This window comes from Phaeobacter sp. JH204B (assembly GCF_048055755.1).
GTDB lineage: Bacteria > Pseudomonadota > Alphaproteobacteria > Rhodobacterales > Rhodobacteraceae > Phaeobacter > Phaeobacter bryozoorum.
Genome location: NZ_JAYMXF010000012.1, coordinates 1 through 11,714 on the forward strand (window position 1 = coordinate 1; position 11,714 = coordinate 11,714).

Annotated in this window: 14 protein-coding genes and 1 pseudogene; 13 read left to right on the forward strand and 2 right to left on the reverse strand. The window is 58.3% G+C overall.

The annotated features are described in order from the left end of the window. Window positions 1-440, reverse strand: a 440-nt coding sequence (locus tag VXL81_RS07265) for a hypothetical protein (protein WP_416553542.1), incomplete at its 3' end; no start/stop codon positions are given. Between the two features lie 276 nt (window positions 441-716). Continuing rightward, complete coding sequence (locus tag VXL81_RS07270; protein ID WP_102858277.1) at window positions 717-1,043, reverse strand: helix-turn-helix domain-containing protein; 327 nt, start codon at window positions 1,041-1,043, stop codon at window positions 717-719. Window positions 1,044-1,366: 323 nt separating this feature from the next. Between VXL81_RS07270 and VXL81_RS07275 the strand changes: the two genes are divergently transcribed. From VXL81_RS07275 to VXL81_RS07335, 13 genes and pseudogenes are all read left to right on the forward strand, one after another. Next, window positions 1,367-1,621 (forward strand): ClpX C4-type zinc finger protein, encoded by a 255-nt coding sequence (locus tag VXL81_RS07275; protein WP_416537037.1) that lies wholly within the window; start codon window positions 1,367-1,369, stop codon window positions 1,619-1,621. A 382-nt stretch (window positions 1,622-2,003) separates the two neighbouring features. Further along, window positions 2,004-2,312: a hypothetical protein gene (locus VXL81_RS07280; RefSeq protein ID WP_416551644.1), complete on the forward strand. Its 309-nt coding sequence runs from the start codon at window positions 2,004-2,006 to the stop codon at window positions 2,310-2,312. 11 nt (window positions 2,313-2,323) lie between these two features. Then, a pseudogene (locus VXL81_RS07285) lies at window positions 2,324-2,497 on the forward strand (helix-turn-helix domain-containing protein); the annotation flags it as partial. Window positions 2,498-2,834: 337 nt separating this feature from the next. Next, a complete protein-coding gene (locus tag VXL81_RS07290; RefSeq protein WP_416551642.1) occupies window positions 2,835-3,623 on the forward strand; it encodes a hypothetical protein in 789 nt (262 codons plus the stop codon). After that, entirely contained in the window at window positions 3,620-3,988 is a 369-nt protein-coding gene (locus VXL81_RS07295; RefSeq protein ID WP_416553544.1) for a helix-turn-helix domain-containing protein, read from the forward strand. Before VXL81_RS07290 ends, VXL81_RS07295 begins: the two co-directional genes overlap by 4 nt. Continuing rightward, on the forward strand, window positions 3,988-4,479 hold the full coding sequence (ssb, locus tag VXL81_RS07300; protein WP_416553546.1) for a single-stranded DNA-binding protein: 492 nt from the start codon (window positions 3,988-3,990) through the stop codon (window positions 4,477-4,479). The genes VXL81_RS07295 and ssb overlap by 1 nt, the downstream gene beginning before the upstream one ends. Window positions 4,480-4,490: 11 nt before the next feature. Continuing rightward, window positions 4,491-4,892, forward strand: a complete 402-nt coding sequence (locus VXL81_RS07305) for a hypothetical protein (protein WP_416551634.1) — start codon at window positions 4,491-4,493, stop codon at window positions 4,890-4,892. Then, window positions 4,889-5,479 (forward strand): transcription termination/antitermination protein NusG, encoded by a 591-nt coding sequence (gene nusG / locus VXL81_RS07310; RefSeq protein WP_416553548.1) that lies wholly within the window; start codon window positions 4,889-4,891, stop codon window positions 5,477-5,479. Before VXL81_RS07305 ends, nusG begins: the two co-directional genes overlap by 4 nt. A 622-nt stretch (window positions 5,480-6,101) precedes the next feature. Further along, on the forward strand, window positions 6,102-6,677 hold the full coding sequence (locus VXL81_RS07315) for a terminase small subunit (protein ID WP_416553550.1): 576 nt from the start codon (window positions 6,102-6,104) through the stop codon (window positions 6,675-6,677). Beyond that, on the forward strand, window positions 6,658-7,962 hold the full coding sequence (locus tag VXL81_RS07320; RefSeq protein ID WP_416553552.1) for a terminase large subunit domain-containing protein: 1,305 nt from the start codon (window positions 6,658-6,660) through the stop codon (window positions 7,960-7,962). The genes VXL81_RS07315 and VXL81_RS07320 overlap by 20 nt, the downstream gene beginning before the upstream one ends. Then, window positions 7,947-9,722, forward strand: a complete 1,776-nt coding sequence (locus VXL81_RS07325) for a hypothetical protein (protein ID WP_416553554.1) — start codon at window positions 7,947-7,949, stop codon at window positions 9,720-9,722. The genes VXL81_RS07320 and VXL81_RS07325 overlap by 16 nt, the downstream gene beginning before the upstream one ends. A gap of 105 nt (window positions 9,723-9,827) precedes the next feature. Further along, window positions 9,828-10,550 (forward strand): hypothetical protein, encoded by a 723-nt coding sequence (locus VXL81_RS07330; protein ID WP_416553556.1) that lies wholly within the window; start codon window positions 9,828-9,830, stop codon window positions 10,548-10,550. Window positions 10,551-10,576: 26 nt separating this feature from the next. Beyond that, window positions 10,577-11,662: a DUF4043 family protein gene (locus VXL81_RS07335; protein ID WP_416553558.1), complete on the forward strand. Its 1,086-nt coding sequence runs from the start codon at window positions 10,577-10,579 to the stop codon at window positions 11,660-11,662. Window positions 11,663-11,714 lie beyond the last annotated feature (52 nt).

Sequence of the window (11,714 nt, forward strand, 5' to 3'; positions counted from 1 at the left end):
CCGTATCCTGTTGCGGATGCTGCGCCTCTGTCGCCTGTTGCGGATGCTGCGCCTCTGTCGCCTGTTGCGGATGCTGCGCCCCCGTATCCTGTTGCGGCATGTCCCTTGATCCATTTAGCGGCGTCAAAGACATGCTTTACAGCGGCCTTGATCATCTCGCTGATCTGGATCTCCGATTTGATTTCGATCCGTGCGGACGCTATCTTTGTGTCGCTATGTTCCTTCTGGTCCGTATCCCCGGACATTTCGACAAGAGCGAATCTGCTGGATGCCGGGGGATAGTAATTGAACACATCAAGAGGGTGCAGGCAGGCGTGGAAGCCGTTTCCGCAAACCTTAATCTCTCCGTCTTTCTCGAAAGTCTTGCCGACCTCGTATTGGAATTCTCGGCAGGTCCAGTCCCTGTTGAAACCTTTGTAGGCGATAATGCGGTCTTGCATGTTGGCTCTCCCGTTGCTTGAGAACCAACATAGTAGGAAAAATCCAAATCGCAAGAGAAAAGTTTGGAAAAATCCTGTTCTGCGATACCTAGGAGTGTGGGATAGCTATAGAAGGCTCACAAATAGTTGAGCGATCCGAGCGCGTTCCAGCTTGGCCTGGGGGATAGAATAGAGAGAGTACCCACATGAAATGCAGGGAAATCACGCAGAGCGATCAGGAAAAAATCCTGAGCCAGCTTGATAAGGGGCAATTGCTGAAGCTTTTACTTCTGGCGCTTACTTCTGAGCGATCCAGGCCTGAGCCGTAACCAGTAGGCGACGACGATCTTCATCAGGCAGGCTATCAAGGACAGCGGATATATCATCCCGCAACTTGTCGTCGCTCTTTTCTCGCAGCAAGTGCTGAACCGTAACCCCAAGTTCGCGGGCGATTTTATGGATCGTGTCCAAGCGTGGGTTGCGGCTCTTCCCGGAGAGTATGTCGTATACTGCTGTGGCGTTCATGCCTGCGGCCTTCGCAAGCTGTGCAGCGTTCGTGCCACGCTGCGCCATGCGGGCCTGTATATTCGTGGCCAATAGCATTGTGAGTTCGTCTCTCTCCATGTTGAAGGGTTTATCCTAACAGCACATAAGTACGCCATTAGGAAGTTTCCAGTTGTAAGATCCTTGGAAATATCCTAATTTCTGCTCATGCAGACAGAAACCCACATCCCGCACCCCGAACTGCTGGCGAAGATTGAGGCGCATTGCCGAGATGCCGGCGTATCTGAAACCGCTTTCGGCAAAGATGCCGTGAAGGATCCGAACCTTGTTCGTGATCTTCGCTCAGGGCGTGAACTCCGCCGGGCTACTGTGGCGAAAGTCATGGACGCCCTCTGTGCCACGCAGGCCCTTAAATGATCTTCCGCAAGAAGGCCAGAGAGGCAATGGCCCGCGCACTGGAAGCGGCTTCTCGCGCGGATGATCGTAAGAGTGATGGTGCAACACCGCCGGAAACTCATGGCCCCGCCTGCGTTCTCGCTTGCAGCTTTTGCTCCACGCAGGATGGCACCGGGGCGCTTCTGATCAAGGGAGCGGGTGACGCCTGCATTTGCAGTAATTGCGTCTCCATTTCGGTTCGCCTTCTCTCGGACAGAGTTGCTGCTGCCATGCGCGAGGAGCGTGAGGCCGGCAATGATTAACCTCATCACAATCCGCGCAGAGCGTATCCGATCACACATGGGGTGGCGGGTATGAGTGATCCCGTCCTGAGAGCTATCGACCGTCAGAAGTCATCGGCCTGTCTCTTTGCACTTCGCATCCACCTGCGCCGCGACGGGAAGTGGTCAGAAGATCTGCACAACCCCGCATTCAACGCAAAAACAGAGAAGATAGAGGCGGGGTGGAGATGAACTCGCGCAGCGCAGCTCTAACAGCCCTCAAGGCAGCAAAGGCACGCAGGGATACCAGAGGCCAGCATAGCGCGCAGCAGGCCGCATATCAGGCCACGCACGCCGTCCTGTCAAAGCCCCCGAAAAAGTCACTCGCTGCCCGAGTTTGGGCCTACATCAAGAGGAAGAGCTGATGGCAAGACGCTACGCAGCCAAGGTTGACGCCAATCAAAGCGAGATCGTCGCGGCCCTGCGCGCCGCTGGGGCAACCGTCACGCCGACACACGCGGCTGGTGAGGGCTTTCCTGACCTCGCCGTCGGCTTTCGGGGTCAAAGCTTCCTGATCGAGGTGAAGGACGGCAACAAGCCGCCAAGCGCCCGCAAGCTGACCCCTGATCAACAGAAATGGCACGCCACATGGCGCGGGCAGAAGGCGGTGGCATCGACTGTCGCTGAGGCTCTCGCGGTGATTGGCGTGGAATACCGAGGTGAGATCACATGAGCATCCGGGTCATGTCCGCCGTGTTCGAAAGCGAAACACTTGGTGCAACCGAGCGTCTTATCATGCTCGCTCTTGCCGATCATGCCGACGATGAGGGCCGCTGCTATCCGTCAATTGCCCGCCTGTGCCAGCGCACAGGGCTTGGAGAGCGGGCAGTTCAGACGAACATCAGAAAGCTCCAACTGCAGGGTTACGTCGAGATAATTCCGGGTGCCGGCCGCAACGGGTCGAACCTCTATTTCGTGCGTCCGACCCCCGCACCAGATGCACCCCCGCATGAAATGCACCCCGCACCAGATGCGCCACCCCCCCGCATGAAATGCACCTCTACCCCCGCACCAGATGCACCCAAACCGTCAATAACCATCATTGAACCGTCATTACCCCTTGTAGCTCCCCAGCCTGAAAAACCGAAGAAGCCGAAGACTTATCGACTGCCGGAGGAGTGGGTGCCTGACGACGAATATCGCGAATTCGCCCGCGAGCTGAACCTGACCGACGCCGACATTGAGGAAATCGCAGATGACTTTAGAACCTATTGGACAGAGCTTAACACCGTCAAAAGCCGGAAAACGAAACGCGGATGGTTCCAAGCTTGGCGGAACAGATGTCGCGACGTCGCCCCAAAATTCATCCGAAATCGCCGTATGGCTGGCCAAGCATACCCCGGCAGACATGGACAAGGCGGCGGTCTCGCGGGCGCTGTCGCACGGCGTCAATTTGGAGGTCAAATTTGAGGGCCGTTATCCAACCGGACCCAATGGAGAGTACCTCCCCGGTTATGAGGTTGCAGTAGGCTGCCGCATTCACGGAACCACGGCACAGCGAGAGGCCGCAATCGAAGATCTGAAGAAGTTCCAGACACCAGCCCCCATTCCGCAGATCGAGCGCTGGTTGGCGGAGCTTTCGGTTCTTACGGCTGGGCGCGGAACTGACGGTATCGCTGCAGAACTTCAGCTCACTGCGTATTCGTCTCGCTTGGCACAATTCCCAGCCGATGTGGTGCGCTATGCGCTTCTGCAGCAAACTTGGAAATGGTTCCCGTCTTGGGATGAGATTGAGCGCCTGTGCAAGGCAAAGTCCAGCCCGCGCCGCCATATGATCGCGGCGCTTTCCCAGCCTGAACCAGATCCTGAGCCGGTAAGGCGCCCGCCAACCGATGATGAGCGGGCGCGCATTCAGGCAATGGTCGATGAGATGTTTCCCCGACAATCGCCAGAAGACAGGAAAGCAGCCGTTGATATCGCGTTGAAGGGGGATTGCATGGTTGGCGACCCTGAACAGGCGCTATTCAGGGAGGCCGCAGAATGACCGCCGAGAGCCTTATTGAAATGGAGCTGCGCCACGCCAAAGAGCGCGCAGAGCTGGTGGAAAAGATCCGTCAGGACGCTTACACCGCTGGGCTGCATGACCGGATGAGGCCCGGTTCCGTTGCCACCCCATCGAGCCTTATGGAGCAAGTCACAGAAACAGTGGCGATGGCACACAAGGTCTTGCCGAGTGAGCTTCGCGGCCCATCGCGTTTCGATCACTTCAAGGCCCCCCGTCGCAAGATCTGGGCGGAGCTTCACGACCGAGGTTACAGCTATGAACAGATCGGGCAGCACTTTGGGCGGCATCACACCACGATCCTTTCAGGCGTCCTGAAACACAAAGCAAAATTGGAGTCCCACTGATGGCAGGCAGTTTGAACAAGGTCCAGTTGATTGGGCATTTGGGCCGTGATCCCGAAGTGCGCAGCCTTCAGAACGGCGGCAAGGTCTGCAACCTGCGGATCGCCACTTCTGAGACGTGGAAAGACCGCAACACGGGCGAACGCCGCGAAAAGACAGAATGGCACTCGGTTTGTATTTTCTCCGAAGGTCTGGTCCGCGTGGCCGAGCAGTACCTGCGCAAAGGCTCCAAGGTCTATATCGAGGGCCAGCTGCAGACGCGCAAATGGCAGGACCAGAGCGGACAGGACCGCTATTCAACCGAGGTGGTCTTGCAGGGCATCGGCGGCACGCTGACCATGCTTGATGGCCGCAACGAAGGCGGCCAGGGAAGTGGTGGCGGCTACGGCGAACCCAACAGGTACTCCGAGCCGCGCAGGGATCAGGAGCCTCACGGGTACGGCAGCCAAAGCGGTTCTTCGCACAACATTGATGACGACGAAATCCCATTTTAGGAGGTAAATCAATGTCTTATCAGAGAATGATCGAACTCGCCCGTGCTGAAAACATCGCCATGCACAAGAGCTGGCAGGGGGTCGCGCCGGTGGAGAAGGCTCCGAAGAAGCTCACGCACAAGCGGTTCCTCAACCCCCGCGAACGCCAAGAGGCCGCAAGGAAGGCCCGGCGGATCGCTTCACAGTTTGCCAAAGATCGCCGCATCCCGGTGAAGCTATTCCTGGGCCGGGATCCCGTCAACGGCAGCAACAACAACCGGGTGTCTATCCTGCGCCGCGAGTGCTGGCAGGAACTTGCCGAGGGTCACAATATCCCGCACCGCGTCATTTCGCAGGTGTTTGGCGGCAGGAGCGCGACCACCATCAGCTCGGGCATTTCTCTGCGCAAGAAGCAGGCAGGGGGAAAGCAATGACGCTGGACCTGAAAGAAGGCGACCCGTGGCCGTTCCGGTCGTCACGCGGCATCGTAGGAAAGCCCTGCGAACCCGTATGGCATGCCCTAATCACCGCCCCGCAGAAAGAGGCCCACACCAAGGAGGTGCTAGAGCGTGTCTTTGATGGCGCGGGGGTGCAAGTCGTTTACCCGGAGGTATCCAAGTTCCGCAAGGTGAATGGCCAAGACCGGGAATTCGTGTCGCCGATGATAGCCCGCATCATCTATGCCAATTTCAGTTACGAACCCCATTGGGACGTTATGCGTCAGCGCCGAATCGTGTCTGGCGTGTTCTCGATAGCTGACAAGCCTGTACGGTTGACGCAAGACGACGTTGATCAAGCAATGGGCCTGCCGACTGAACAGGAGCGGCAAGAGCTTGAGCGCATCCGCGCATTCATGCCGTGCGCGGGGGAGCCGGCCAAGCTGATCGGAGGCCCGTTCAAGGGCTTCTTTGTGGATGTGAAAAAGGTTGAGGCAGGTCGGGTTTGGTATGAAATGACATTTGGCGACCGGCGTGTATCTGGTGAAGATACGCAAGGGCTTGTGCAAAGGGTTGCCGGGTGACACTTCGGGTGGTATATTTTCTGCATCCGGCCCAGCCGGTGACCGCCAGACCCGGTGAGACGGTAGGTGCGAGCGCAACCCAAAGCCCCAGCGGCCTTGGGTGCTACTGCAATTCAGAGCATATTGGGGTCGCGCCCCTTTCGCAGGTCCAGCGCAGGGCTGACAGGCGGGGAAAGACCCGCACAGCCGCTCTCTGGCGGTGTTCTGGGGCTACGGCTACCACCTTTGGGGGACCGGGGATAAGGCGGGATTGATCACCTGCAAACCAATCCAAAGGGCCGGGGCACCACCTGAGCGCGGCGGCGTGGAAAGCAGACACGCAGGGACACGATTACGGCGAGTTAAGAGGACGAAGCCCCTCGCCAGCCGGAGTAGCGACCGGCCCGCGCTCAACACACGTCCCGCACCACTCCTTTCTCCGGCACTCCCCGTCACCGGCCAGAACCCATCATGCGCAAAGGCGTCAACAGCATGTGCGGGGAAGCGAGAGCTTTCATTACGATGCTGAATGTGGGGCGACGGGGCTTAGAATATCACAAATAGAACATTGCGCCCGGTGGTGAATACCCGCTTGGGCGCGTTTCTATATCCATAAATCAACAATATTAGCGGGGTTGCCCCTATGAGCGGCGATAACGCGAAACTGACACCTAAGCAGAAGCGCTTTGTTGAGGAATACCTCGTTGACCTGAATGCTACGCAGGCTGCCATCCGTGCTGGATACAGCGCCAAGACCGCGCATTCGGTTGGTCATGAAAACCTAAGAAAACCTGAAATCGCGAAAGCGCTCAAAGATGCCCAATCGAAGCGTTCGGACAGGACAGAAATCACCCAAGACCGCGTATTGCAGGAACTCGCGCGGATCGGCTTTGCGGACATTCGCAAGGCGGTTGCGTGGGGTAGCGCGCCAGACGGTTCAATTGACGATGAGGGCAATCCGGCACTGTACCCGGTCGAGCTTAAGCCCAGCACTGAGGTTGACAATGAGACTGCCGCCGCCATTTCTGAGGTCTCCCTGACTGCTCAGGGGGTCAAGCTCAAGATGCACGACAAGCTTTCCGCACTTGAAAAGATAGCCCGTCACTTAGGGATGCTGGAAGGATCCGGGCGGGGCGAAGACCCAGAAGCCCCGCCGATGGTTTTCAACATCAACGTGGCTGATCCGGTCGGCAAGGTCCGTGTCACTAAACCTGAGTAACCCACAGGGGGTTTTTCTTCGCGGCCTCAACACTAAGTTCCGCGCTTACGTTGGTGGATTTGGCAGCGGAAAAACGTTTGTGGGCTGTCTCGACCTGCTGATGTTTGCGGGCGAGAACCCCGGAACAGCGCAAGGGTACTTCGCCCCAACGTACAGGGACATTCGGGATACTTTCTGGCCCACCCTGGAAGAAGCCGCCGAGCTGCTGGGCTTCCGCGTTGTGGTCAAGCGGGCAGACAAGGAAGCGCATTTATACCGAGGCAAGGTTTACTACGGCGTGGTGATTTGCCGATCTATGGACGATCCGGCGGGGATCGTTGGCTTCAAGATCGCCCGCGCGCTGGTGGATGAGATCGACATTCTGGCGCAGGACAAGGCGCAGGCGGCATGGCGCAAGATCATTGCCCGGATGCGCTTGGTTCTTCCCGGGGTCGTAAACGGCATCGGCGTGACTACAACGCCAGAGGGGTTCCGCTGGGTTTACGACAGCTTCAAGCGGGAGCCAAAGAGCAACTATTCAATGGTGCAGGCCAGCACTTACGAAAACGAGGCTTACCTCCCGCCTGACTACATTCCGACGCTTTTGGAGGATTACCCCCAGGAGCTGATCAGCGCCTATTTGATGGGCGATTTCGTCAACCTGACCAGCGGCACGGTTTATCGAAACTACGACAGGCAGGAGTGCCGCAGCGCCGAGGTGATCAAGCCGAAGGAGCCTCTGCACATCGGCCAAGACTTCAACGTCAACAACATGGCGTCGGTCATCACCGTTCCGCGTGGCGATGCCTGGCACGTGGTAGGGGAATTGCAGGGGTTGGTTGACACGCCGCACCTTATCGAGGTTCTGGGCGAGAAGTTCGGAGACCACCCGATCACGATCTACCCTGACAACAGCGGAGACAGTCGCAAAACCGTTGATGCCAGCCGTTCGGATCTGACCCTTTTGCGCACCGCCGGTTTCAAGGTCCGGTCCAAGCCTAAAAACCCGCCAGTCAAGGACCGTATCCTCGCGGTCAACACCGGGTACACGAAGGGCCGCCTCAAGGTGAACGATACTGCCGCGCCGCGCTTTGCTGAGGCTCAGGAGCAGCAGGCATATGACGCAAACGGCGTCCCGGACAAGACAACCGGTCATGACCACCTGAACGACGCGGGCGGTTATTTGATCCACTACCAGATGCCGGTTCGGCGCCCAGTGCCCCGCCGCGACGATCAATCCCAGAGCCAGGGCCGCCGCCGGTACTTCGGTTCCGATCAAGGGGAAGAGAATTGGAAAACAGCGTAGAACTCTCGACCCTAGAACAGTGGTTCGAGGCATACGAAAGCGCGACCAGCTCAGCCCGCACGGAGGCAGAACGTGCGCGTGATTATGTCGACGGCAACCAGCTTTCTGCGGAGGAGATTTCCGCCCTCAAGAAGCGTGGCCAGCCGCCGGTAAAGTACAACCGCATCCGCCGCAAGGTTGAGTGGCTGAAAGGCTTGGAGGTCAAGCAGCGCACGGACCCAAAGGCCTTCCCCCGCAGCCCGCAGCACCAAGAGGGCGCAGAGGCGGCAACCGACGCAATCCGTTACGTGTGCGACAATCAGGATTGGGATTACACGCGGTCTGAGGTCTACGACAACTTCCTTGTTGAGGGCTACGGTGCTGCCGAGGTTGTTCACAAGCAAAACCGAAAGGGCGAGGTTGAGGTTGTCATTAACCAATACCCATGGGACCGCCTGTTTTACGATCCGCACTCCCGAAAGTCTGATTTCTCCGATGCCCGCTACAAAGGCGCGGTGATTTGGATGGACGAGGCCGATTTTCTCGCGGAGTACCCGGACAGGAAGGAGCTTGTTCAGGGCCTCTACGCTGATCAGGGTCTCGGAACGTCAGACACCCACGATGACCGCCCCAAGCGGGCTTGGGTTGACGCCACCCGCAAGCGTATCCGGGTTGTTTTGATGTGGTATCGCCAAGGGGAGGTTTGGCACTGGTGCAAGTTCGTCTCCGGGGAGAAGCTGGACAGCGGAGAAAGCCCTTACACCGATGAGGACGGGGGGAGCGTTTGCCCCCTGATCATGCAGGCGGCCTATGTCGGGCGAGACAATGAGCGCTACGGCATCGTGCGTGACATGTTCGACCCGCAAGATGAGATCAACAAGCGCCGGTCAAAGGCCCTGCATGGCATCAATTCTCGGCAGACGATGGGCGTTAAGGGGGCTGTTGACAGCGTTAGCGACATGAAGCGCGAGCTGGCCAACTTTGATGGCCATATCGAAGTGAACGTTGAGGCCTTCGAGGAGGCCGCGCGTGTTGGCATCAAGCCTTTCGAACTCATGCCCACGAACGACCAGATTTCGGCCCAGATGGGTATGTTCGAGGATGCCAAGAACGAAATCGACCTCTTGGGCGCGAACGCCGCTCTTGCCGGTGAGACCGGGGAAAGCCAGAGCGGCCGGGCGGTGCTGGCGCGGCAGCAAGGCGGCATGATCGAACTGGCCAGCCTCAGCGACAAGTTGCACCGCTTCACCCGCGAGGTTTACCGCCACATCTGGATGCGGATTAAGCAGTTTTGGACAGAAGAAAAGTGGGTCCGTGTCACCGATGAGGAATACGGCGCGCGCTTCGTTGGCCTCAATCGCCCCGTGACCCTTGAGGAACAGCTTGGACAGGCCGCGCCGGAGGAAGCGCAGGCCATCGCTATGCAGCTGCGGCTTTACCCCGGCGATCCGCGTTTGCAGCAACCCGTCGCCATCGAGAACAACGTTGAAGAGCTGGATGTTGATATCCTCATTGAGGAAGTGCCAGACCGCGTGACCCTTGAGGGTGAGATCTTCGAAGCCTTGATGAAGTACGGCCCGACACTGCCGCCTGCGGTTCTGATCGAGGCTGACCCCGTCCTGCCCGCGAAGAAGAAAGAGAAGCTCTTGGAGGCGCTTCAGAGCGCGCAGCCCTCACCGCAGGAGCAGGCAGAGGTTGAGAAAACGCAGAGCGAGGTCGCCGAGAACATGGCGAACGCTCAGAGATTGCAGATTGAGGCTCAGACGCCGCGATTTGCTTAACCCGCCGCCGGGGTGAACCGGGCGATCCGCGCCGCCAGCGATAAGGGCGATCCGTGCCGCCGACGATACGGGCGTTTCGTAACTCACAACGATAGGTGAACTCCAATGTCTGACCTTGAGCAGATCCTCAATGGCGAGCAGCCGCAAGGCGATGCGCCACAAACCCCGGAAGTTACCCCTGAGGCTACACCCGAAGCCCCGGAGGCTGTAGAGGCGGCCACGCCTGAACCAGCACCGGTGACGGAGCCTGAACCCGCCAAAGCTGATGCACCTGAAATGGTGCCAGTTTCAGTGGTGTCAGACCTTCGCGCGCAATTGCGTGAACTGAAGCTTCAACAGCAGCAACAGCCTCCTGCGCCGCAGCCCAAGCCGCCCGAGTTTATCGACCCGGAAGGCATGGGGTACATGCAGCAGCAGGTGCAGGGGATGGCCCAAGAGGTCAAACTCAATTTCTCAGAAGAGATGACACGCCAACAGCACGGCGATGAGACGGTCGACGCCGCCCTCGCTGCGTTCAAAGCGCAGGCCGGTACCAATCCGGCACTTCATCAGGCGATTTTGGCCGAACGCTCCCCCTGGGGCGCCATGGTCAAGTGGCATCAGCAACAGCAGGTCGCGCAAGAGGTTGGGAATGATCCCGCCGCTTACCGTGAAAAGCTGGAGAAAGAGATCCGGGCAAAGATCGAGGCAGAATTGGTGACGAAGCAGGCCCAGGAGAAGGCGGCGCAAGCTGCCCCCTCTATGGCCAATGTAACCGGCACAGGCGGCGGCCCCAAAGCGACAGCATGGGGCGGGCCAACACCTTTGGACAAGGTGATCGGCTCCTGACCGCCACAATCACAGGAAATTGAAAAATGGCTGAAACAACCGCAGCAACTGGCCTCACGGTCCAGCAGTGGGACGATAAGTTCTTCGTTGAACACGTCCAGCAGAACCGCTTCGCGCCTGAAATGGGCACTAGCGAGAATGCCATCATCCAGGTCAAGGAAGATCTGACCAAGAAAAAAGGTGAAAGCATCACCTACGCACTGGTCAACCGCCTGACCGGCGCAGGTGTTGAGAATGGCGCAACGCTTGAAGGTAATGAGGAAGATCTGGACAGCCGCTCTTTCAAGCTGACCATCCGAGAGCGCGCCCACGGCGTCCGTTCTTCGGCATGGGACAACCAGATCAGCGCTATCGACCTCCGCAAGGCCGCAAAAATGTCCCTCAAGACGTGGTCGATGGAGAACACGCGTGATCGGATCATTACCGCTCTTGGCTCGATCAACGGTGTCGCCTATAGCGCCGCATCCGAAGCCCAGAAAGACGCTTGGCTTACCGACAACGCTGACCGTGTTCTGTTCGGGGCTGCAAAGTCCAACAACTCCGGCAACGACCACTCCGCGTCCCTGCTGAATGTTGATGGTACCAACGACAAGCTTACCGCTGCCGCTGCGTCTCTGATGAAGCGCATGGCGCGGACGGCAAGCCCCAAGATCCGCCCCGTTATGTCTGAAAGCTCTGGCCGGTACTACTACACCGTCTATGTGCCCTCCCTGGTGTTCCGCGACCTGAAGGCAGACCCAGTCATTACCCAGGCCCAACGCGACGTCTCCCTGCGTATGCAGAATGAAAAACTGTTCAAGGGTGGCGATATCGAGTGGGACGGCATGATCTTCAAGGAGATCGAGGACATTGAAGTCCTGTCTGGTGTCGGTGCCGCTGGTATTGACGTTGGGCCCGTATACTTCTGCGGCGCTCAGGCGGTCGGTTACGGCGTGGCGCAGCGCTGGAAGTCGGAAGAAGAGTATTTCGACTACAAGCGTAAAAAGGGCTGCGCGATCATGGAGATGGGCGGCTTTGAAAAAATGCTGTTCGGCTCTGGCGCTGATGACCTTGACGACCTCAAGGATCACGGGGTTGTCACCGGCTTCTTTGCCGCTGTGGCCGACGCATAACCTGAACTTTTTGAGGGGCTGGGCAGCTGGCCCCTTTTACAAGTTCAGGAGG